The organism is Arthrobacter sp. JDC6 (genome assembly GCF_056484025.1).
In genome coordinates this window covers 1,695,859-1,717,329 of the sequence record NZ_CM151278.1, presented here as the reverse complement: position 1 = coordinate 1,717,329, position 21,471 = coordinate 1,695,859, and the positions used below count along the sequence as shown (strand labels likewise).

The 21,471-nt window shown below is 66.9% G+C and carries 18 protein-coding genes and 2 tRNA genes; 12 read left to right on the top strand and 8 right to left on the bottom strand.

What is annotated here, in order from left to right; genetic code table 11:
* Positions 1–15 precede the first annotated feature (15 nt).
* Together ACV095_RS08020 and ACV095_RS08015 are read left to right on the top strand one after the other, a co-directional pair.
* Positions 16–1,146: a PQQ-dependent sugar dehydrogenase gene (locus tag ACV095_RS08020; protein WP_478223245.1), complete on the top strand. Its 1,131-nt coding sequence runs from the start codon at positions 16–18 to the stop codon at positions 1,144–1,146.
* Between the two features lie 114 nt (positions 1,147–1,260).
* Positions 1,261–1,336: transfer RNA gene (locus tag ACV095_RS08015), tRNA-Lys, on the top strand.
* A gap of 168 nt (positions 1,337–1,504) precedes the next feature.
* On the opposite strand, the gene ACV095_RS08010 is transcribed toward ACV095_RS08015, so the two are convergent.
* Positions 1,505–1,963, bottom strand: a complete 459-nt coding sequence (locus ACV095_RS08010) for a MarR family winged helix-turn-helix transcriptional regulator (RefSeq protein WP_018768344.1) — start codon at positions 1,961–1,963, stop codon at positions 1,505–1,507.
* 96 nt (positions 1,964–2,059) lie between these two features.
* Between ACV095_RS08010 and bcp the strand changes: the two genes are divergently transcribed.
* The 8 genes from bcp to ACV095_RS07970 all read left to right on the top strand — a co-directional run bounded on the left by bcp (position 2,060) and on the right by ACV095_RS07970 (position 12,057).
* On the top strand, positions 2,060–2,533 hold the full coding sequence (gene bcp, locus ACV095_RS08005; RefSeq protein WP_056387926.1) for a thioredoxin-dependent thiol peroxidase: 474 nt from the start codon (positions 2,060–2,062) through the stop codon (positions 2,531–2,533).
* A gap of 120 nt (positions 2,534–2,653) precedes the next feature.
* Positions 2,654–2,735, top strand: a tRNA-Leu gene (locus ACV095_RS08000).
* A 230-nt stretch (positions 2,736–2,965) separates the two neighbouring features.
* Positions 2,966–3,658 (top strand): fasciclin domain-containing protein, encoded by a 693-nt coding sequence (locus ACV095_RS07995; protein WP_056387927.1) that lies wholly within the window; start codon positions 2,966–2,968, stop codon positions 3,656–3,658.
* Positions 3,659–3,818: 160 nt separating this feature from the next.
* Positions 3,819–5,486, top strand: a complete 1,668-nt coding sequence (locus ACV095_RS07990) for an ABC transporter substrate-binding protein (RefSeq protein WP_261377347.1) — start codon at positions 3,819–3,821, stop codon at positions 5,484–5,486.
* Positions 5,487–5,565: 79 nt separating this feature from the next.
* Complete coding sequence (locus ACV095_RS07985) at positions 5,566–7,068, top strand: malate:quinone oxidoreductase (protein ID WP_056387928.1); 1,503 nt, start codon at positions 5,566–5,568, stop codon at positions 7,066–7,068.
* A 68-nt stretch (positions 7,069–7,136) separates the two neighbouring features.
* The gene (locus ACV095_RS07980; RefSeq protein ID WP_134163865.1) at positions 7,137–10,367 is read left to right on the top strand and encodes an efflux RND transporter permease subunit; all 3,231 of its coding nucleotides are present in this window, start codon (positions 7,137–7,139) and stop codon (positions 10,365–10,367) included.
* A gap of 113 nt (positions 10,368–10,480) precedes the next feature.
* Positions 10,481–11,590 carry an LLM class flavin-dependent oxidoreductase gene (locus ACV095_RS07975; protein WP_018768350.1) on the top strand — a complete coding sequence of 370 codons (1,110 nt, stop codon included), beginning with the start codon at positions 10,481–10,483 and terminating at the stop codon, positions 11,588–11,590.
* Positions 11,590–12,057 carry a MarR family winged helix-turn-helix transcriptional regulator gene (locus ACV095_RS07970; protein WP_018768351.1) on the top strand — a complete coding sequence of 156 codons (468 nt, stop codon included), beginning with the start codon at positions 11,590–11,592 and terminating at the stop codon, positions 12,055–12,057. The genes ACV095_RS07975 and ACV095_RS07970 overlap by 1 nt, the downstream gene beginning before the upstream one ends.
* Positions 12,058–12,132: 75 nt before the next feature.
* On the opposite strand, the gene ACV095_RS07965 is transcribed toward ACV095_RS07970, so the two are convergent.
* On the bottom strand, positions 12,133–12,939 hold the full coding sequence (locus ACV095_RS07965; protein ID WP_134163864.1) for a transglutaminase-like domain-containing protein: 807 nt from the start codon (positions 12,937–12,939) through the stop codon (positions 12,133–12,135).
* A gap of 67 nt (positions 12,940–13,006) precedes the next feature.
* Complete coding sequence (locus ACV095_RS07960; protein WP_478223244.1) at positions 13,007–13,870, bottom strand: hypothetical protein; 864 nt, start codon at positions 13,868–13,870, stop codon at positions 13,007–13,009.
* A gap of 180 nt (positions 13,871–14,050) precedes the next feature.
* Between ACV095_RS07960 and ACV095_RS07955 the strand changes: the two genes are divergently transcribed.
* Positions 14,051–14,713: a DUF1684 domain-containing protein gene (locus ACV095_RS07955; RefSeq protein WP_018768354.1), complete on the top strand. Its 663-nt coding sequence runs from the start codon at positions 14,051–14,053 to the stop codon at positions 14,711–14,713.
* 86 nt (positions 14,714–14,799) lie between these two features.
* Entirely contained in the window at positions 14,800–15,288 is a 489-nt protein-coding gene (locus tag ACV095_RS07950; protein WP_478223243.1) for a GtrA family protein, read from the top strand.
* 14 nt (positions 15,289–15,302) lie between these two features.
* Here the strand turns inward: ACV095_RS07950 and ACV095_RS07945 are convergent, their stop codons facing one another.
* The 5 genes from ACV095_RS07945 to ACV095_RS07925 are packed head-to-tail and all read right to left on the bottom strand — an operon-like array spanning position 15,303 to position 21,185.
* Positions 15,303–16,469, bottom strand: coding sequence for a cysteine desulfurase family protein (locus tag ACV095_RS07945; RefSeq protein WP_018768356.1), 1,167 nt, complete (start codon positions 16,467–16,469; stop codon positions 15,303–15,305).
* A gap of 7 nt (positions 16,470–16,476) precedes the next feature.
* Positions 16,477–17,394 carry a carboxylating nicotinate-nucleotide diphosphorylase gene (gene nadC / locus ACV095_RS07940; RefSeq protein WP_478223242.1) on the bottom strand — a complete coding sequence of 306 codons (918 nt, stop codon included), beginning with the start codon at positions 17,392–17,394 and terminating at the stop codon, positions 16,477–16,479.
* Entirely contained in the window at positions 17,387–19,177 is a 1,791-nt protein-coding gene (locus tag ACV095_RS07935) for an L-aspartate oxidase (protein WP_478223241.1), read from the bottom strand. Before ACV095_RS07935 ends, nadC begins: the two co-directional genes overlap by 8 nt.
* Entirely contained in the window at positions 19,177–20,478 is a 1,302-nt protein-coding gene (gene nadA, locus ACV095_RS07930; protein WP_478223240.1) for a quinolinate synthase NadA, read from the bottom strand. Before nadA ends, ACV095_RS07935 begins: the two co-directional genes overlap by 1 nt.
* Entirely contained in the window at positions 20,475–21,185 is a 711-nt protein-coding gene (locus tag ACV095_RS07925; protein WP_018768360.1) for an NUDIX hydrolase, read from the bottom strand. The genes nadA and ACV095_RS07925 overlap by 4 nt, the downstream gene beginning before the upstream one ends.
* Between the last annotated feature and the right edge of the window lie 286 nt (positions 21,186–21,471).

Sequence of the window (21,471 nt, the reverse complement as noted above, 5' to 3'; positions counted from 1 at the left end):
CTGGACTCATCCAGGGTGCTGGCATCGTGCCTGGCGCTGGCCCTGTCCCTGGCGCTTGCCGCCTGCACGGGGACCCCCGGGCCGCCTGCACCGGCCACAGGCACGGCAAGCCGCGGCACCCCGCCGGAAACCGCCGTCGTTGTTCCCCCACACTCTACCGCCCCTGCCCCTTCCGCTTCTTCTGCCCCCGTACCGGCGGTGCAGGAACGGCTGGACCTGCAGCTGAGCATCCCTTGGGCGGCGGTCTTCCTTCCGGACGGCACCGCCATCATCTCCGAGCGGGACACAGCGCTCCTGAAGGCCGTCCGGGAAGGAAAAGCCACAACGCTTGGCAAAATCCCGGGCGTGGTCCCCGCCGGGGAAGGGGGCCTGCTTGGCCTGGCACTGTCCCCGCACTTCGCCACGGACCACCTGCTGTACACCTACCTGACCGCACAGGAGGACAACCGCATCATCCGGCTTACCGTCAAGGCCAATGGCGATGGTTCCCTGGCGCTCGGCCAGCCCCAGGTTGTGTTTTCAGGAATCCCAAAAGCCACCACCCACAACGGCGGCAGGATCCGCTTTGGCCCGGACGGCCTCCTGTACGTGGGCACCGGCGACGCCCAGCGCCGCGGGCAGCCGCAGGACCCCAACGCCCTGGGCGGAAAAATACTTCGGCTTACGCCCGACGGCAGCCCCGCCCCGGGCAACCCCTTCGGCAACGCCACCTACAGCCTGGGCCACCGGAACGTCCAGGGCCTGGCCTGGGATGACGCCGGCAGGCTGTGGGCCAGCGAGTTTGGACCCGACGTGGACGACGAACTGAACCTGATTGTGCCGGGCGCCAACTACGGCTGGCCGCTGGTCACCGGCGCACCGCACCGGGCGGAGTTCCAGGATGCAAAAGTGGTGTGGCCGTCGACGAGCGATTCTTCACCCAGCGGACTGGAGATAGCCGGGGGCGTTGCCTATCTGGGTGCCCTCCGGGGGCAGCGCCTGTGGACGGTGCCGCTCAACGGGACAGAGGCGGGCACCCCTGTGGCCTATTTCACAGGCGGATACGGCCGGATCCGCGACGTGATTCGGACCCCGCAGGGAGGTTTGTGGCTGCTGACGAACAACGAAAACCCTGATTTCGTGCTGGTTTTGCGCCCATTCCAGTGATTCACGCACCGCCACCCGGGCCGATTTCACTTGCACCAAAAGTTCGTGTAGAGTTTCATGTCGTTGCGGAGATCAACGGGAAAGAAAAAGCCCGGGGATGGAAGCAAAAAAGATGCACCTCTAGCTCAATTGGCAGAGCAATTGACTCTTAATCAATGGGTTCCGGGTTCAAGTCCCGGGGGGTGCACCACTGGGAAAACAGCCTCCGGTTTGTGGAAACACAAACCGGAGGCTGTTTTGTTTTAGGGCTTCACGGCGTCCGGAACGGGCACCCTGCAGTCGGGCACCAAAAAAGCGCGGTCCCGGCTTTTCCATGCCGGGACCGCGCTTTTCCTTAAACGGCCTGCGGGGCCAACTGCTACTTGGCGGCGTTGTCCACCAGGTCGCCCGCGTTGCTGGGCGTGGTGGAGAACTGGCTGGCCAGTTCGCGCACTACGGCCTTGAGTTCCTGGCGCAGCAGTTCGGGGTCGATCGACGCCGATGCCAGCACGGAGCGCTCCATCTCCACCGCCTGGGCAACGGCTTCCTTGCCCTGCTCGGTGAGCGACACGACGTGGCTCCTGCGGTCCGAGGTGCTGCGGACCCGAACGATGTGGCCGTGGGACTCAAGCCGGCTGAGTGTCTTGCCCATGGTCTGGGCCTGGACACGGACATACTGGGCAAGCTGCGCCTGGGTCATGGGTCCTTGCGCGGCAAGGACCTCGATGGCGATAACACCGGCGTGGGTGAGTCCGATGGCGCCAAGTTTTTCGTTCCAGGAGTGTTCAACGAGGCGCGCAGCAGTGGACAGGAGGCGCCCTGTGGGCCAGTGATCCATATCAGGCATAGCAGCAAGTATAGCCAAATGCCGATTAGCACTCGCCCCACGTGCTTACTAGGCTGTTGTGTCCCGCCCGCAACAAGGAGAAAAACAATGGCTGAAAGACTCGTTACCGGCGACAAAGCACCCGCTTTCACCCTCCAGGATTCGACCGGCAAGGACGTCAGCCTGGCTCCCCGGCCCGGCCGCTCCACCATTGTGTATTTCTACCCGGCCGCCTCCACGCCCGGCTGTACCAAGGAAGCCTGCGACTTCCGGGACAGCCTTGCGTCGCTGCAGGCCTCCGGCTACGACGTCCTTGGCATCTCCCCCGACCCGGTTGAAAAACTGGCCAAGTTCGCTGCCAACGAGTCGCTGACGTTCCCCCTGCTCTCCGACGCGGACCACGCGGTGGCCGAGGCTTACGGCGCCTGGGGCGAAAAGAAGAACTACGGCAAGACGTACCAGGGCCTTATCCGCTCCACAATCGTCGTGGACCCCTCTGGCAACGTTTCCCTTGCCCAATACAACGTCCGCGCCACGGGACACGTCGCCAAACTGCGGCGGGACCTCAATCTGGACAACTGACCCCGCAGGCAACCGCCCCTGTCAGTTGTCCATGCACCCTCCCAGCCACGTACCCGGGCAACGCTACAATGGACACTGGCATCCGCCGTCGAACCTTCAGGGTTCCCGGCAGGAAACCGCGCGCGAGTGGTGAAATTGGCAGACACGCAGGATTTAGGTTCCTGTGCCTTCGGGCGTGGGGGTTCAAGTCCCCCCTTGCGCACCTGGGATCCCCCGGCTTCGGCCGGGGGATTTTGCGTTAAAGGCATGACGGTGCTTGGGCCGGATTAGTGCCTCAAATCGAAAAACTCCAAAGATCACCCATCCACCACTGCCCAACGGCCGAATAGCCATTGAGACACCAGCCAAGGGCAGGTGCTTACCCCAAGGCAGACTGCAGGCCGCGGACATCCCATCCGGGGCGGCAGGCAAAACGATCCAAGGAGAACTGAAATGCAGACCTTCAAGCGCACAACTTTCACCGTCGCAGGCGTTGCAGCGGCCGCTCTGCTCAGCCTCACCGCATGTGGCGGTTCCGGCAGCACCTCCGGTTCGTCGGCGTCGTCGGCGCCGATGTCATCCTCCCCCAGCTCCAGCATGGCGTCCCCGTCCGCCAGTGCGTCGGCCAGCTCCTCGGCCGGCATGATGGACCCGGCCGCAAACCTGGTTGGCCCAGGCTGCGCCGCCTACGCCAAGCAGGTTCCCACCGGTGCGGGCTCGGTGGAGGGCATGGCCCTGGACCCGGTGGCCGTCGCCGCCTCCAACAACCCGATCCTGACCACGCTCACCGCTGCAGTCTCCGGCAAGCTGAACCCCAAGGTGGACCTGGTTGACACGCTCAACGGCGGCGAATTCACCGTCTTCGCGCCGGTGGACGACGCCTTCAAGAAGATCGACGCCGCCACGATCGAGACCCTGAAGACGGACGATGCGCTGCTCAGCAAGATCCTGACCTACCACGTGGTTCCCGGCCAGATCACCCCGGACAAGATTGCCGGCACGCACGCCACGGTCCAGGGCGGCTCCGTCACCGTCACCGGCAGCGGCGACAACCTCAAGGTGGACAACGCCAACGTGGTCTGCGGCGGCGTCAAGACCAAGAATGCGACGGTCTACCTGGTCGACTCCGTCCTCATGCCCAAGTAAGCCCTCTCTTCCCCACATGACCAAGGCCGGGTCCGCTGCAACGAGCGGGCCCGGCCCTGGCGCGTCCCGGACGTGCCTGGGATTGGCCCCATGCCTTGTCCTCTAGACTGGTCCCGGCCCGCAAGGGGCGGAGCCGGCAGCATCCAGAGGTGATAAACGAGTGCCCAGCAGTACATCGCGGCGAACGGTCATCAAGGCCGGCGCCGTCCTCATGGCGCTGGGCATGACGTCATGCACCGGGACGCCGTCCCCTTCCCCCACATCCGGAACGCCCAGTTCCGCGCGGGCGGAGCCTGATGCCACCTTCAGTTTCGGCACGGCCGCCCAGCCCCTGGGACTGGATCCCGCCCTGTCCAGCGACGTGGAGTCGCAGCGCATCACCCGCCAGATCCTTGAAGGCCTTGTGGGCGTGGACCAGACCACCGGCAAGCCGACCCCGCTGCTGGCCACGGAATGGAACGAGTCCAACGAGGGCCGGACCTACACCTTCAAGCTCCGCTCCGGGGTTACGTTCCAGGACGGCACGCCATTCAACGCCGATGCCGTCTGCGCCAACTTCAACCGCTGGTTCGCGTTTCCCGCCGAGTTGCGGAGGCAGGCGCCAGGCAGCTCGTTCAAGAGCGTGTTCAAGGCGCACTCGGACGAGCCCGGATTGTCCATCTTCAAGAGCTGCACGGCGGTCTCGGCCGACACCGTCCAGATCGACCTGACGCAGCGCTTCACGGCGTTCCTCCAGGCCCTGACCCTGCCGGCTTTCGCCATTGCGTCCCCTGGGGCCCTTGCCGCCGGCACGGCAGACGTCCTGGACCAGAACCGGGGCGGCCAGGCCATGTCCAGGTTCGCCACGAACCCCGTCGGCACCGGGCCCTTCACCCTGGCGGCGTGGGGCAGCGACAGTGTCACCCTCTCCAGCAACAAGACCTACTGGGGTGACCGCGGCCAGATCGCCACCATCAATTTCCAGGCCTACAACCATCCCCAGATCCGCCTCCAGGCCCTGCTGGACGGAAAGATCGACGGCTATGACGCCGTGACCGTGGGGAATTTCGACCAACTGGTCAAGCGCGGCAAACAGATTGTGCAGCGCGACCCGTTCTCGGTGATGTACGTCGGCATGAACCAGGACATCCCGGTACTGCAGAACCAGAAGATCCGGCAGGCGGTGGAGCTTGCGATCGACAAGGAAACCCTGATCCGGAAGTTCTTTATCGACAACACGGCCAAAGCCACGCAGTTTGTCCCGCCCAAGATCAGCGGCTTCAACAATGACGCCCCGGCACTCGGGCACGATCCGTTGAAGGCCAAGGATTACCTCAAGGAGGGCGGCTACGCGGGCGAGGAACTGAAGTTCTACTACCCCATGAACGTCACCCGGCCCTACCTGCCCACGCCGGAAAAGGTTTACGCCGAGCTCAGCCGCCAGCTCACCGCCGTCGGCTTCAATATCCGTCCTGTCCCCGTGGACTGGTCGGACGGCTACCTCCAGAAGGTCCAGTCCGCCGGCGACCACGCGCTGCACATCCTCGGCTGGAACGGCTCGTACTCGGACGCGGACAACTTCGTCGGCCCTCTCTTCGGAGAGAAGAACGGCGAGTTCGGCTACCAGGATCCCCAGGTGTTCTCGAAGATCAACCGGGCACGGGGACTGCCTGACGGCAAGGAACGGGATGAGCTTTATCACACCATCAATGCCCAGATCGCCGCGACCGTGCCGGCAGTCCCCATCGCCTTCCCCATCTCCGCGCTTGCCCTGTCAGACCGGGTGCTGAGCTACCCTGCATCGCCGGTCTTAAACGAAGTTTTCACGAAGGTCCAGCTAAAGCCTTGACGGGCCCGGCCAATTTCAGTATGCGGGCCGCGCGGGGATATTCTGTGACAGCCAGAGCCGCTGCAATCGGAGACTGATCGTGACCTTCATTTCCAAGACCCCACACGCCGACGTTGTCCTGATAGGCGGCGGCATCATGAGCGCCACCCTGGGGGCATTCCTCAAGCAGCTGGAGCCGGACTGGACCATCTCCCTGTTCGAACGGCTGGACCAGCCGGGCCTCGAAAGCTCGGACCCCTGGAACAACGCGGGCACGGGCCACGCCGCCCTCTGCGAACTCAACTACTCCCCCGCAGCCAAAGACGGCTCGGTCAACCCCGGCAAGGCACTGCTCATCAACGAACAGTTCCAGCTCTCCCGCCAGTTCTGGTCCCACTTGGTGGACAACAACCTGATCGGTTCGCCCAAGGGCTTCATCAACACTGTCCCGCACATGAGCTTCGTGATCGGCGAGGACCACACCCGGTTCCTGAAGACCCGCTACGAGGCGCTGAAGCCGCACCCCCTGTTCCGCAGCATGGAGTACTCCGAGGACCACGCGCAGATCGCCAAGTGGGCGCCACTGATCGTCAAGGGACGCGACCCCCAGCAGCGCATCGCCGCCACCCGCGCGGCCGAGGGCACCGACGTCGACTTCGGGGCACTCACGCGCGAGCTGGTGACCTACCTTGGGCACAACGGCGTCGAAATCAACTACAACCACGACGTCACCGGGATCTCCCGCGCCTCCGACGGCGGCTGGGACCTGACGCTGAAGTACCCCAAGTCCGGGGAACACGGCAAGATCCACGCCAAGTTCGTCTTCGTCGGAGCCGGCGGCGGGGCCCTGCACCTGCTGCAGGCCTCCGGCATCCCCGAAAGCAAGGGCTATGGCGGCTTCCCCGTCTCCGGCCAGTTCTTCCGCTGCACGGACGAGGCCATCGCGGCCCAGCACAGTGCCAAGGTCTACGGCCAGGCCTCCGTGGGCGCTCCCCCCATGTCTGTTCCGCACCTGGACACCCGCTACGTCAACGGGAAGCGTTCGCTCCTGTTCGGTCCGTACGCCGGCTTCTCCACCAACTTCCTGAAGAACGGCTCCTACCTGGACCTGCCGCTGTCCATCCGGCCCGGGAACATCATCCCGATGCTGGCCGTGGCCAAGGACAACATGGACCTCACCGCGTACCTCGTCAAGGAAGTGGTCAAGCGGCACGACCAGAAGGTTGAGGCACTGCGCGAGTACTACCCCGAGGCAAAGGGCGGGGACTGGGAACTCATCACCGCCGGCCAGCGTGTACAGATCATCAAGAAAGACCCGCAAAAGGGCGGCATCCTTCAGTTCGGTACCGAGGTGATTGCCGGCCGCGACGGCTCCATCGGTGCGCTCCTGGGCGCGTCGCCCGGAGCCTCAACCGCTGTCCCCATCATGATCGAACTGCTGCAGAAGACGTTCCCCAAGAACTTCAAGGGCTGGCAGGGCAAGCTCAAGGACATGATGCCCGGCTACGGGGTGAAGCTGGATGAGAATCCGAACCTTGCCGCGGAGCTGGAACGGGCAACGGCCGCGTCCCTCCAGCTGGAGAGCGTTTCCGCCAGCCACTGACCCTGCGGGGCCAGCGGCTGGCACCCCCAGGGCATGTACCAGTCACTTAGACCCCCAGGAGACCACCCATGTTCCGGCTGGCGCACCTTTCCCTGGCAAACCGGGCCCTGATCGCACTGATCACCGTGTTCGCCTCGGTCTTCGGCGTGATCACCATGTCATCGCTGAAGCAGGAACTCATCCCTTCCATTGAGTTCCCGCAGATCACGGTGCTCAGCTCCATGCCGGGCGCGTCGCCGGAAGTGGTGGACAAGCAGGTCAGCGGCCCGCTTGAGAAGGCGCTGAACGGCGTGGAGGGGCTGGAATCCACCTCCTCCACGTCACGCACCGGCGTCTCCCAGATCACCATGGTGTTCACGTACGGGTCGAACCTGGACCGGGCCAGGAACCAGATCGACCGGGCCATCTCCAATGCCAAGCGGTCCCTGCCCAGCGATGTCCAGCCGCAGGCCATTGCCGGAAGCATCAGCGACTTCCCCATCGTCTTCCTCGCCGTCTCCTCGGACAAGACGCTCAGCGAGCTGAATGCCGACCTGCAGCGCCTGAGCGTTCCCCGGCTGCAGAAGATCGACGGCGTCCGCAGCGCCGATGTCACCGGCGGCGCATCCCAGCACATCGAGATCCTTCCCAGGGCCGACGCCATGGCAGCGGCGGGTACAGGTGTCACCTCCATCCGGGACGCGCTGTCCAATAACGGCGCGCTGGTCCCCGCCGGGACGCTCCAGGAGCAGGGCAAGACGCTGTCGCTTCAGATTGGCAGCCCGGTGGACTCCCTGGACGCCATCAAGGCACTCCCGCTGGCAGGTGCCAGGAATGGGGCAACAATCGGCTCCGTTGCCGATGTTTCCCTCAAGGATGACGAACGCACCTCCATCACCCGCACCAACGGCGCCGAAACCCTTGCCATCTCCGTGACCAAGAAACCCGAGGGCGACACGGTGGGCATCTCCCATGCGGTGCGGGACTCGCTGAAGGGCCTGGAGGCGGAACTGGGCTCCAACGCCAGGTTCACGCCGGTCTTCGACCAGGCACCCTTCATCGAAAAGTCCATCAAGGACCTCACCACGGAAGGCCTGCTGGGACTGGGCTTCGCCGTCGCCATCATCCTGCTCTTCCTGATGTCCGCCCGCTCCACGCTGGTCACAGCGGTGTCCATTCCGCTGTCCCTGCTGATCACGTTCATCGGCCTGTCGGCCACCGGCTACTCGCTGAACATCCTGACGCTCGGCGCGCTCACCATCGCGATCGGGCGCGTGGTGGACGACTCCATCGTTGTCATCGAAAACATCAAGCGGCACCTCAGCTACGGTGAGGAAAAGTCGACGGCGATCCTCACCGCCATCAGGGAGGTGGCCGGCGCCATCACCGCCTCCACCCTGACCACGGTGGCGGTGTTCCTGCCCATCGCCTTCGTCGGCGAACTGGCCGGCGAACTCTTCCGGCCATTCGCTTTGACCGTGACCATGGCACTGCTGGCGTCGCTGCTGGTGTCGCTGACCATCGTCCCCGTGCTCGCCTACTGGTTCCTAAAAAACCCCAAGGGCGCGGCGGGCAGGGCGCCCGCCGGCTCCCCCGAGGCCCGGCGGATCGCCGAGGAGGCGAAAGCGAAGGCCCACGAAGCCGAACAGCGAAGCCGCCTGCAACGCGGCTACCTGCCCATCCTCCGGTCCACGCAGAAGCACCCCGTCATCACCCTGGTTGCCGCGGTCCTGGTGCTCGGTGCCACCGGTGCCATGACACCACTGCTTGCCACGAACCTCCTGGGAAACTCGGGACAGAACAGCCTGACCGTACGGCAGGTGCTGCCGGCCGGGACCAGCCTGGCCGACACCAGCGCCGCCGCCATCCGCCTCGAAGAGGTGCTGCGGGGCATTGACGGCATCAAGGACGTCCAGGTGACCTCCGGCAACGCCCAGGCCGGCTTCGCCGCGCTCACCTCCACCGGATCCTCCAACTCCACCTTCACAGTGGTGACAGACGAAAAGGCCAACCAGGAGCGCCTCCAGGAGACAGTTCGCTCAGAGCTTGCGAAGGTGCCCGACTCGGGCAAGGTATCGGTGGGCACCCAGCAGGGCGGCTTCGGCACGTCATCCACCGTGGACATCACGCTGAAGGCTGCCAGCAGCGCCGACCTGCAGGCCGCCAGCGACACCATGGTCGCGGCCATGACGGGCGTGCCCGGCACCAGCGAAGTTGCCAGCAACCTGGCCGCCAGCAACCCTGTGGTGCAGGTCAAGGTGGACAGGGCCAAAGCCGTCGCCGCCGGCCTGAACGAGCAACAGGTGGCCGGGGTCCTGGCATCGACCATCAGCCCCATCCCTGCGGGCACGGTCCGGATCGATACCAACGATTTTCCCGTCCGCATAGGCCAGGGCACCAAGTTCACCAGCATCGACGCCGTCCGGAACATCCCGCTGCCCGCAGGCGGCCGGCCTGTAACGCTGGGAAGCATCGCGTCCGTGGAGCAGGTGGACGTCCCCGTCTCCATCACCGCCAGCAATGGCGAGCGGACCGCCAAGGTGTCCATCACGCCGTCGGGCTCCAACCTGGGCGCGGTGAACACGGAAGTCCAGAAGCGCCTGGCGGACGTCCAGCTGCCCGCCGGCGTCACCGCGGCGATCGGCGGCGCCACCACCCAGCAGGCAGAATCGTTCCGGCAGCTGGGCCTGGCCCTGCTGGCAGCCATCGCCATTGTCTACGTGATCATGGTGGCCACCTTCAAGTCGCTCGTCCAGCCGCTGATCCTGCTGGTCTCGGTTCCGTTCGCTGCGACCGGCGCGGTGGCCCTGCTGCTGCTCACCGGAGTGCCCCTGGGCCTGCCGTCGCTCATCGGCATGCTGATGCTGGTGGGCATCGTGGTTACCAACGCCATCGTGCTGATCGACCTGATCAACCAGTACCGGCAGCCGCGCGACGGCAGGTCCGGCATGAACGTGGCGGACGCCATCACCAACGGCGCACGCCAGCGCCTCCGCCCCATCCTGATGACGGCCCTTGCCACGGTCTTCGCCCTGACGCCGATGGCCCTGGGCATCACGGGCGGCGGCGGGTTCATCTCGCAGCCGCTGGCCGTGGTGGTGATCGGCGGGCTGGTGTCCTCCACCGCACTGACCCTGATCCTGGTCCCGGTGCTGTACCGGCTGGTGGAGGGACGGCGCGAGAAAAAGGCACTCCTGCGCGACCTGCAGGCCCGCCCCGAAATGGGACCGGGTGCCGACCTCGACGCCGAATTCATGGACTGGACCACCGGCCAGGTCCCCAAGGTCAGCGGCCGGCGCGCCGCTCCCGGCGCAGACTAAACGGCGGAATATTTCCGGCGTGGCTGCGTTGTATCCGGCGATAGATGCAAATGCATCTAAATTGGTTTACACTGGAGCCAAGCCCAGCAAGTCCAGGAACGGAAAGGCACGCCATGCAGATCGGTGTTTTCAGCGTCAGCGACATCACCACGGACCCCACCACGGGCCGCACCCCCACCGAGCACGAACGCATCAAGGCCTCGGTGGCCATCGCCAAAAAGGTCGAGGAAATCGGCATGGATGTCTACGCCCTGGGCGAGCACCACAACCGGCCCTTCTTCTCCTCCTCACCCACCACCACCCTCGCGTACATTGCAGCCCAGACCGAACGGATCATCCTCTCCACGGCCACCACGCTGATCACCACCAATGACCCGGTGAAGATCGCCGAGGACTTCGCCATGCTCCAGCACCTGTCCGACGGGCGCGTGGACCTGGTCCTGGGCCGCGGCAACACCGCCCCGGTGTACCCGTGGTTCGGCAAGAACATCCAGGACGGCGTGGAGCTGGCCATTGAGAACTACAGCCTCCTGCGCAAGCTGTGGGACGAGGACACCGTCAACTGGTCCGGCAAGTTCCGCACCCCGCTGCAGAACTTCACCTCCACGCCCCGGCCGCTCGACGGCGTGGCCCCCTTCGTGTGGCACGGCTCCATCCGTACCCCGCAGATCGCGGAGGTGGCCGCGTACTTCGGCGACGGCTTCTTCGCCAACAACATCTTCTGGCCCAAGGAGCACTACCAGCAGCTGATCGGCCTCTACCGCGAGCGGTACGAGCACTACGGACACGGCAAGGCGGACCAGGCGATCGTCGGGCTCGGCGGCCAGTTCTTCATGCGGAAGAACTCCCAGGAGGCGGTAAACGAATTCCGCCCATACTTCGACAACGCCCCCGTGTACGGCCACGGACCGTCCCTGGAGGACTTCACCTCCCAGACCCCGCTGACCGTGGGCAGCCCGCAGGAAGTCATCGAGAAGACCCTGACCTTCCGCGAGCACTTCGGCGACTACCAGCGCCAGCTGTTCCTGATCGACCATGCCGGCCTGCCGCTGAAGACCGTCCTGGAGCAGCTGGACCTGTTCGGCGAGGAAGTCCTGCCCGTGCTCCGCAAGGAGTACGCGGCCCTCAAGCCAGCGCACGTTCCCGAGCCTCCCACCCACGCCGGCCGTGTCGCCGCCCTGCTGGCATCGCAGGACGCCGACAAAGCCACCGCGGAGGCGTGATGGCTGCGGGAGGAACGGAATCGCCGGTGCGGCTGGCAGCCGAAACCTGGGAGTCCCTGTTCCGCGCCCAGGTAGCGGTGATGCGCAAGCTGCAGTCCGGGCGGGCTTTCCGGAAGCTGGCGGTCAACGAATACGACGTCCTGTTCACGCTCTCCCGGTGCCCGTCCGGCTGGCTGCGGCTCAACGAGCTCAACGACAACGTGCTGTTGAGCCAGTCCAGCCTGAGCAGGCTGGTGGAGCGGCTCGAAAAGCGGGGGCTTGTGGCCAGAATGCCGGCCCCCGAGGACGGCCGCGGCATCCTGCTGAAGCTGACCGACGAGGGGCGGGAGCTGCAGAAGGAAATCGGCCGCGAGCACGTCCGGGACATTTCCGCGCTGGTGGGTCCCGCCCTGACGGCCGCGGAGCAGAAGGAACTGAAGCGGCTCACGGACAAGCTGCGAAGTTCGCTGGGTCCCCTTCCGCGGTAGCAGGCGGCTTCCCGGCGGCCGCACGGGCCGGCCGAACAGGACGGCCCGTGCCGGGTGGACAGCCAGGGTGGACAGTCAGCCGAGCGCCACCAGCCGGGAGGGATCCTCGCCGGGCAGGTCCCCGTCAACCACGGCCGTGACGCGCAGCTGGTTCAACACCAGGCTTCCACCCACCGTGGAAAGGAACGCCGTGTCTGATGAGTCGCGGCCGGCGGTAATGCGCAGCATCGACTCCCGCGGCGCGAGCCCCGTGGGGTCGATGACGTGCCAGGCCCCCTCCACGTAGGCTTCCGCCACGGCGTGGAAATCCATCGGGCTCAGGCCCGGTGCGTAGACGGCCGCCAGCCGGGCCGGGATGTCCTTGGAGCGGAGCAGCGCGATGGCCAGGTGCGCAAAGTCCCGGCACACGCCGCGCCTGCTGAGGAGGGTCTCCACGGCACCGTCCGTGCCGCGGGAGGAGCCGCTGATGTACCGCAGTTCACCGTTGACCCAGTCGCGGACGGCGCGCACCAGGTCCGCTCCCTGGACCCCTTCGAACTCGGCATAGGCCGTGGGCAGCAGCCGGTCCGACTCGGCATACCGGCTGGGGCGGACGTAGCGGATCCGCTCGGCCAGGGTGGCGTCTTCCGGAACGGCGCGGCCCGTCACCGTGGCGGAATAGTCCACGCTGACGTCGGTGGGTTGGGCAAACTCCATGTAGTGGAACCGGCCGCCGTGGTGGTCGGAAACTTCCGTGAGAGGAACCTCGGCCCCGCCGGCAGTGACGGAGAGGGACTCCGTGAAGGATGAGTAGCCGCTGTTCCGTGCTACGGCGATGGCCATGGCCACCTTGGTGTTGGCGATGGTCCTGAAGGCCAGGCGTGCGGAAACAGAGCGTTCCATGTCTCTCCGGGGGTGTTGGGGGGAAGGTAAGTCGCACACCCCGCACTTGTGAGTGCCGGCAGCGGGACTAGTTTTTGACCTTCAGCGACATTAGCATCCGCTGCACGTTGGCGAAGTCAGCGCTTTCGTTGACGTACTGGGCGGCCTGGCCAAGGGTGTCGAAGGCCTTCGCCGGTGCCACTTTCTCATCCGGCGCAAAGGCTTTGAGGGTCACCAGGTCGCCGAACGAGTAGTCCCCCTTGCCGGCCGGACCACGAACCACGTTGCGCAGCCCGCACGCCTGCCCGTCTGTTCCGCCCACCAGGTTGGTGATGCCGTAGGAACCGAAGTAGCGGTACCCCTGGATCACCCGGTAGACCATCCGCGGCGGGATGGTTCCCTCCCCGCCCGGGACGGAGAGCTCAAAAGGCACGCTGCTGATCACGGTGTACGGGTGCCGTGCGTTGTCGGGACAGTCAACGTTCGACGGCGGCAGTCCGGTCCGGAGCGCGGCGACGAAGGTTCCGTCGGGCTTTTTCACCTCAATCTTCAGCCCACCGGGAAGCACGCCTTCCTCGGGCGCCACCGACTGCGCGATCCAGTCCGCCGGCAGGTCGAAGCTCACCGTCCTGGCAGGATCCGAGTATGTCTTCCAGGAAGCGGCGGTGGCCGCCCCCTGCGGCTCGCCGGCAGTTGCGGAGGCAGGGGCCGGGACGGTGCCGCCGGCAGTTGCGGAGGCAGGGGCCGGGACGGTGCCGCCGGCGTCCGGTGACGCCGACGCCGTTCCGGATGTTGGCCCGGGCGCTGCAGATCCGGAGATTGCGGCCCCGGAGGTTGCCGGCTGTGCCGTCCATCCCGGGCCGGCCGGTGATCCGGAGCAACCCGTCAGCAGGACCACGGCGGCCACCAGTGACATCCGGGGAAGAGCGCTCAATACTTCCTTGCCTGTCATGGAAGCCAGCCTAATGGCGGCACGGCTCCTCTCCGGGCCGGCACGGCGGTGTTTCCTGCGCTTGCGAACGGTGTTCCGTGGCCCCCTCTGCCGGGCGCCGGCCATCCGTTCCCCCGGGCACATACCCGGCGTGTCGCCGTCGGACGGCTGCCACGCTGCCCGGGGACTAGGCTGGGGGTTATGGCGGAAGAGCAGCACGGCGCAGCCGAAGACAACCCGGCGGACATCTCCGCCCTGGATATCGCCGACTGGCGGCTGAGGACCTTTGCGCTCTACGACACCGTCCGCCGGCTCTCGGTTGAAAGCCCGTCCGAGGCACACTCGTACTGGCGCCACCAGCGTGACATGATGTTCGCCACCCACCCGGCTTCTGCGCTGACCGCCGCGGGCAAGGCGCGCTTCTCCGGGCTGAAGACCGCCGACTACGATCCCATCTACCGGTTCCACGTGCCCTTGACCAAAGAGGGTGCCGGCCGCGAGATGAGCGTGGACACCGGGACCGACGGCGTGGTGCACTTTGTCCGGCTGGGCACCTTCGATTTGCCCGAAATGGGCCAGCTCGCGGTGTGGAAGCTCCACGGGTACGGCGGCGGGATCTTCGTTCCATTCCGCGATGCCACGGCAGGCCAGCCCGGCGGCACCTACGGGGCGGGTCGCTACCTGATCGACACCATCAAGGGCGCCTTCCACGGCGTAGCCGGCACCGGCCCGGGCGCCATGTTCGTCCTGGATTTCAATTTCGCCTACAACCCCTCCTGCGCCTACAACGAGGCCTGGGCCTGCCCGCTGCCCGGGCCCTCCAATCGGCTGGCAGTGGAAATTCCCGTGGGCGAGCTGTACTGACGGATGGCGGTTCGTCCTGGGCGCCCTGTGCGCATCTCCTGCTTGCCCCCTGCCCGCGGCGCTGACCGTCCTGCCGGTGCCGCCGGATGAGGGAGGGACTGTCCGCACCAGCAGTACCGGAGACCAGCACCCGGCGCCTGCCTGCCACCAGGCATTACCGGGGAGTCCTGCGCTATCCGGTCATCCGGCAGTTGCTCCGCTTCTCCGGTGTCGGCGTCATCTGCACCGCTGCATCACTGTGCCTCTACGCGCTGCTGCGGCCATGGCTTGGCGCCCAGCTGGCCAACGCGGTGGCGCTGGTCCTCACGTCGCTCTTGAACACTGCCTTGAACCGCCGGCTGACGTTCAAGATCGCAGGCCAGCAGCGCCGCACCCGTGACCACCTCAACGGCCTGGTGGTGATCGCCGTGGCCCTGGTGATCACCGGCAGCAGCCTGGGTGTGCTGCACTGGTTCAATCCGGACGCCACCGTGGCGGACGAACTGCTGGCCACCACGTTGTCCGGCTTCCTGGCCACGGCGGTGCGCTTCAGCATGCTGCGGCACTGGATTTTCCGCCGCGCGCGGCACCGCTGACCAGGCAGCGACGGTCAGCGGCCTTTGCCCGCGCCCAGGTTCTTGACACTGGCGACGGCGGCCCGCACCGCGTCCGCAGCCACGTCCAGTTCCTCCCGGGTTACCGATGCGTCGAAACTGAACCGGACCGCTGTCTGCGCCACTTCGGCGGAAATTCCCAGCGCGGTAAGCACGGGCGACGGCGCATCCGAGCCGGCAGCGCAGGCTGAACCGCTGGAGCAGACCACGCCGCTCCGTTCCAGCTCCAGCAGCACAGACTCGCCGCTGGTTCCGGGGAAGCAGAATGATGCTACGGAGGGCAGCCGTTCGGAGGGGTGGCCGGTCAGGACAGCGTCCGGCACCGCGGCCAGCACGGCGGCGATGAAACGGTCCCGCAAGGCGGCCACCCTTGGCTGCTGGCCGGCCTGCCGGCCGTGGGCCAGCGTGAGGGCCGTGGCCAGCCCCACCGCCCCGGCCACGTTTTCCGTCCCCGAGCGGCGGCCCCTTTCCTGGCCGCCGCCGTGAATGACCGGTTCCAGCCGCGTACGGCTCCGGACGAAGAGCAGGCCGCAGCCTTTGGGCGCCCCCAGCTTGTGCCCGGAGATGCTCATGGCGTCCACGCCCAGGGCCTTGGTGTCCAGCGGCAGCCATCCGGCGGCCTGGACGGCATCCGTATGGAAGGGGATTCCGTGGTGGTGGGCGAGTTCTGCGAGCGCGGCGATGGGCTGGACGGTGCCCACCTCATTGTTGGCGTACATGATGCTGACCAGCGCGGTCTCCGGGCACAGCACCCCGGCCAGCGCATCAGGGGTGACCTGGCCGGTTGCGTCGACCGGCACCACGTCCACCACGAAGCCGTGGAAACGCTCCAGGTAGCGCGCGGATTCCTCCACGGCCGGATGTTCGACGGCGCTGATCACCACCCGGTTCCAATGCGGGTTTGCCGCCTGCCGGGCCAGGGCAATGCCCTTGACGGCCAGGTTGTCCGCTTCCGTTCCCCCGGAAGTGAACACGACCTCGCCCTGCCGGCAGCCAAGGACGCCGGCCACCGCTGCCCGCGCCCCCGCGAGCGCCGCAGCTGCCGCCTCACCAAGGGTGTGGTGGCTGGAGGGGTTCCCGAAGGAGCCGGTGAGGTAAGGCCACATGGCGTCCAGTACTTCGCGGCGGACGGGGGTGGTGGCGGCGGCGTCGAGGAAGATCATGGCGTGCTCACCAGGCGGTCAGTTCGACGTCGAGGCCCAGGTCCAGTGCGGCCACGGTGTGCGTCAGTGCCCCCACGGAGATGACGTCCACCCCTGTGGCGGCAATCGCCGCGACGGTGCCGGGGTTGACGTTGCCGCTTGCTTCCACGCGGGCGCGACCGGCCACGAGGGCCACGCCGGCCTTCAGCTCCTCAACCGTGAAGTTGTCCAGCATGATGGTGTCCACGCCGGCGGCCAGCACGGGCCCGATCTGCTCCATGCTGTCCACTTCCACTTCAAAGTGGGTGGTGTGCCCCAGCTGGGCCTTGGCGGCCAGCAGGAGCCCGGTGAGCTTTGCCGGGTCCCCCCCGGTCATCACGGCCAGGTGGTTGTCCTTGGCCAGCACCGCGTCGGACAGGCTGTACCGGTGGTTTGCGCCGCCGCCGCACCGTACGGCGAACCGTTCCAGGACGCGCAGGCCCGGTGTGGTCTTGCGCGTGTCGGTGATGCGCGCCCGGGTCCCCTCGGCGAGCCGGACGAACGCGGCGGTCTTGGTGGCGATGGCGGACATCCGCTGGACCAGGTTGAGCGCCACGCGTTCTGCCATCAGCACCGAACGGGCGCTGCCGGTGACCCTCGCAAGGTGCGTGCCGGCGTCGAACGCTTCCCCGTCCGCCACGAGCAGCTCCACCTGGGTGGCGGGATCCACCAGCTGCATCGCGTCGCGGAACACTGTTGCGCCGCTGAGGACCCCGGCCACCCGGGCATTGAGGACGGCCGTGGCGCGGGCCGAAGCGGGAATGAGCAGTTGCGAGGTGATGTCGCCGGAGGGTGCATCCTCGGCGAAGGCCCGTTCCAGGATCTCCCTGACCGGTGCCGCGGGAAGGGTGAGGTCCAGTGCGGGGCGCAGGGTGGCTGCCTGGTCGATCACGGCGGGTTCAGTCATGGAGCAGGCTCGCTTTCGGGCGCGGAGGGTAAGTGGTTTCAGGGTCTGCGGGATCATCACTGCGGTAGTGCGCCCCGAGGGATTCGCGGCGGCCGAGGGCGCCGTCGACGAGCAGCTGGGCGGCCAGCAGCAGGTTCCGGTCCTCAAGCACGGCAGGGCCGGCAGAGGGCGAGTCAGCATGGGGACGGACGACGGCGGCCCACCGGTCAAGAGTGGAAGCAGCCTCAGCCAACAATTCCCCGGACCGCAGCACCCCGGCATTGGCAGTCATCAGTCGACGAAGAGCGTCCCGGGAGAAGTGCTCAGGTGTATCAAAGGGTTCAGGACTCCGGTGCGTTCTCCACACGCTGGGGTTCGGCGGCGTGGCGGTGGATGGGTGGGGCAGCTTCGGAGGTCCCGAAAGCGCCGTTGTTGCGTGAGCGTCCGCACTGGCCGCCGAGCTTGCGAGGCGACCGCCGGTGCGAGGCGCGAGTGCAGGCGCCGAGGGACTTGCGGAGCTGCCCCCCAGGAAACATTCAACAGCGCGGCGGCCGAAGACGAGTCCCTCGAGGAGGGAGTTGCTGGCCAGCCGGTTTGCCCCTTGGACGCCGGTGCACGCAACTTCACCGGCTGCGTAGAGCCCGGGGACGGTGGTGCGGGCGTGGAGGTCGGTGGTTACGCCGCCCATCCAGTAGTGGGCGGCGGGTGCGACGGGGACCAGTTCGCGGGTCCAGTCGATACCGGCGTCCAGGGTCTTGCGGGTGAGGGTGGGGAACCGCTGTTGGAGGAACCCGTTGCCCCTGGCCTGTTCGATGGCGCGGGCGTCGAGGTAGACGTGGCCGTTGGGGTCACCGAGTTTGGCGAGGTGGAGGGCGATGCTGCGTGAGACGACATCGCGGGGTGCCAGTTCGGCGTCCGGGTGGTAGGCCTTCATGAAGCGCCGGCCGTTGGAGTCGAGCAGGACGGCGCCTTCGCCGCGGACGGCTTCGGAGATCAGCAGGGGTCCGTCCAGGCGTCCGGGGTGGGCGGTGGCGGAGCTGACCAGGCAGGTGGGGTGGAACTGGAAGAATTCGAGGTCTGCCGTGGCTGCGCCGGCGCGGACGGCGAGCGCCAGGCCGTCGGCGGTGGCCACGGCGGGGTTGGTGGTTTGGGCGAACAACTGGCCGGCTCCCCCGGTGGCGAGCAGGACGGCGTCCGCGTCCAGGCTGAGGTTGCGGCCGCCCTGGTGGTATTCGACCCCGCTCACATTCCCGTCGCGGGTGGTGAGGGCTGTGACGTGGGCTTCCGTGAGGAGCGTCAGTTTACCCGCGTCCCGCAGGGACAGGACCGCCTGGATCAGTGCACCGGCGACGCGCGCGCCCGTGGCGTCCCCTCCTGCGTGCAGGATGCGCGGGGCACTGTGTGCTGCCTCGAGCCCAAGGGCCGGGCCGCCGTCGTGCCTTGCGTCACCGTGGCCCGCTTCAGCTGGCCCCGCGTCAAACGCCACCCCGTAGCGCTGGAGGCCGGCGATGTCCTGCCGTGCCTGCGTGCACATCAGCCGGACGGCGTCCTCGTTGCAGTGCCCCGCCCCTGCCCGGAACGTGTCCGCGATGTGCGCGGCAACGGTGTCCCCCGGCGCAGGTTCGGCGAGCACGGCGGAGATGCCGCCCTGCGCGTACCAGGTGTTGCTGTGCTCCAGTGCGCCTTTGGTCACCAGCACCACGTCGGCGCCGGCATCTGCGGCAAGCAGGGCGGCGTAAAGTCCCGCGATGCCGCTTCCGACGACGGCGAGCCGGCGGGCGGGTGCGTCGGGCCCGCGGCGCATCAGGGCCTCGCAGCGAGCATGCGCTCGAGCGCCGTCCTGGCGTTGGCCTGTACATCGTCAGCCACCGTGATGCGGTTGACGATGCGGCCGGCCACCAGTTCCTCCAGCACCCAGGCAAGGTAACCGGGGTGGATGCGGTACATCGTGGAGCAGGGGCAGATCACCGGGTCCAGGCAGAAGATGGTGTGCTGCGGGTATTCGGCGGCGAGCCGGTTCACCATGTTGATTTCGGTGCCGATGGCGAACGTGGTGGGCTCGGCGGCTGCGGCGATGGCTTTCTTGATGAAGTCGGTGGAGCCGGCGGAATCGGCGGCGTCCACCACTTCCATGGGGCATTCGGGGTGCACGATCACCTGCACGCCGGGGAAATCGGCGCGGGCCTTCTCGATCTGGGCCACGGTGAAGCGCTTGTGCACGGAGCAGAACCCGTGCCAGAGGATCACCCGGGAGTCGAGCAGTGCCTGTTCGTCGTTGCCGCCGAGGTCCTTGCGCGGGTTCCACATGGGCATCTGCCCAAGCGGTATGCCCAGGGCCTTGGCGGTGTTGCGGCCGAGGTGCTGGTCCGGGAAGAACAGCACCCGCTGGCCGCGCTGGAACGCCCACTCCAGGACGGTCCTGGCGTTGGAGGAGGTGCAGACGATGCCGCCGTGCTCGCCGCAGAAAGCCTTCAGGGCTGCGGAGGAATTCATGTAGGTGACGGGGATGACCGGAACCCGGCCGTCGGCGTCGGGCTCGGTGCCGAAGATCTCCGCCAGCTGCTCCCAGCATTCCTCCACGGAGTCCGCGTCCGCCATGTCGGCCATGGAGCAGCCGGCGGCGAGGTTGGGCAGGATGACCGCCTGCTCCGGGGTGGAGAGAATGTCCGCGGTTTCGGCCATGAAGTGGACCCCGCAGAAGACGATCGCCTCGGCCTCCGGCCTGGTGAGTGCCGCGTTGGCGAGCTGGAAGGAGTCACCCACGAAGTCGGCGTACTGGATCACCTCGTCGCGCTGGTAGAAGTGGCCCAGGATGACGGCGCGTTCGCCCAGTTCGGCTTTGGCGGCTTTGATCCGTTCGCCGAGTTCGGCGTCGCTGGCCCGCTTGTATTCCTCGGGGAGCTGGCCCTGGCGCGGGGTGGTGGCGGGGGCGGGGTCGGCGCTGGATGCACCCGGGCCGTAGGCGGGGACACCCGCCAGCGCCTCGGCCAGGTCGTAGTCCCAGGGTCCGCTCGCCAGTGCCGGGCTGCAGGTGCTGCGTTCGGCTGCGCCTTTTTCGGCCTGTTCGCGCGTGATCAGCTGGATTGCCGTGTTGACGCTGCTCATGGTGTGCTCCTGTTGTCTGGGTCAAGGCCTGGCCGGCCGGTGTAGCGGTAGAGGCGTGGCGGACGGTGTTTCCCGCCTTGGAGGTATTCCCCGGTTTCTTCGATTTCCGGGGTGGATTTGAGTTGCCGGCGGAAGTTGGCGGGATCCAGTTCGCGGTCCAGGACAGCTTCGTAGACTTCGCGGACCTGGGCCAGGGTGAAGTACTCGCCCAGCAGGTGGTACGCCACTGAGCCGTAGGCCAGCTTGTTGCGCAGTCGCCCGAGGGCGTAGTCAACGATCGCGTTGTGGTCGAAGGCCAGCCCGCCCAGGCGGTCCGCGCGGAACCACCGCACGTTCTCGGATTCGTCGGCGAGCGCAGCCTCCGTGGGCTGGACCAGGGCCCAGTACACGATGGAGACCACGCGCTGCGTGGGTGAGCGGTGCAGGCCGCCGAAGGCGTACAGCTGCTCAAGGTAGCGGGGCGCCAGGCCTGTGGTTTCCCGCAGGTTCCTGGCCGCGGCGTCCTGGAGCGACTCCTCATGGCTGAGGGGGCCGCCCGGCAGTGCCCACAGCCCCTTGAAGGGCTCACGGATGCGCCGCACCAGGGGCAGCCACAGCGTGGGACGGCCCGACGTTTCACTGGGCCGCAGGGCGAAGATCACCGTGGAAATGGCCAGCGACGGCGGCGCGGCCTGCCGCTCAGACACGTTTGCCGAGCTGTAGTACACGTTCCACCGCCTCTCGTCGTGCCCATCGCCGGATGCGGCGGTTCTTCAGAGTTATGGTCAACTTGACCAAAACTAATTCTACGACCAGCAGCGCAGGAAAGGGAAATGTTTCTGCTGCCGCCTGGGGATGCCGGAACGGTCCAGGGTCCAGGGCGCGCCCGCCCTTCTCCCCTGGCGGTTCTTCCTGCCGTTTTTGGGCGGCTCCTCGAAGCCGGTAAATTCAAAAGGTCCCACAAGGACCCCCGGACCATCCGGACCGGACTGTCGAACCAGCCCCAGAAGGTGC

What these genes read in the sequence shown, in the direction of transcription:
- ACV095_RS07945 (WP_018768356.1), bottom strand. Translation starts at nt 16,469, where the DNA reads ATGATCTTCCTCGACGCCGCCGCCACCACCCCCGTCCGCCGCGAAGTA.
- bcp (WP_056387926.1), top strand. Translation starts at nt 2,060, where the DNA reads ATGGCTGAAAGACTCGTTACCGGCGACAAAGCACCCGCTTTCACCCTC.
- ACV095_RS08010 (WP_018768344.1), bottom strand. Translation starts at nt 1,963, where the DNA reads ATGGATCACTGGCCCACAGGGCGCCTCCTGTCCACTGCTGCGCGCCTC.
- ACV095_RS07995 (WP_056387927.1), top strand. Translation starts at nt 2,966, where the DNA reads ATGCAGACCTTCAAGCGCACAACTTTCACCGTCGCAGGCGTTGCAGCG.
- nadC (WP_478223242.1), bottom strand. Translation starts at nt 17,394, where the DNA reads ATGACTGAACCCGCCGTGATCGACCAGGCAGCCACCCTGCGCCCCGCA.
- ACV095_RS07970 (WP_018768351.1), top strand. Translation starts at nt 11,590, where the DNA reads ATGGCTGCGGGAGGAACGGAATCGCCGGTGCGGCTGGCAGCCGAAACC.
- ACV095_RS07950 (WP_478223243.1), top strand. Translation starts at nt 14,800, where the DNA reads ATGAGGGAGGGACTGTCCGCACCAGCAGTACCGGAGACCAGCACCCGG.
- ACV095_RS07935 (WP_478223241.1), bottom strand. Translation starts at nt 19,177, where the DNA reads ATGCGCCGCGGGCCCGACGCACCCGCCCGCCGGCTCGCCGTCGTCGGA.
- ACV095_RS07960 (WP_478223244.1), bottom strand. Translation starts at nt 13,870, where the DNA reads ATGACAGGCAAGGAAGTATTGAGCGCTCTTCCCCGGATGTCACTGGTG.
- ACV095_RS07965 (WP_134163864.1), bottom strand. Translation starts at nt 12,939, where the DNA reads ATGGAACGCTCTGTTTCCGCACGCCTGGCCTTCAGGACCATCGCCAAC.
- ACV095_RS07980 (WP_134163865.1), top strand. Translation starts at nt 7,137, where the DNA reads ATGTTCCGGCTGGCGCACCTTTCCCTGGCAAACCGGGCCCTGATCGCA.
- ACV095_RS07975 (WP_018768350.1), top strand. Translation starts at nt 10,481, where the DNA reads ATGCAGATCGGTGTTTTCAGCGTCAGCGACATCACCACGGACCCCACC.
- ACV095_RS07955 (WP_018768354.1), top strand. Translation starts at nt 14,051, where the DNA reads ATGGCGGAAGAGCAGCACGGCGCAGCCGAAGACAACCCGGCGGACATC.
- nadA (WP_478223240.1), bottom strand. Translation starts at nt 20,478, where the DNA reads ATGAGCAGCGTCAACACGGCAATCCAGCTGATCACGCGCGAACAGGCC.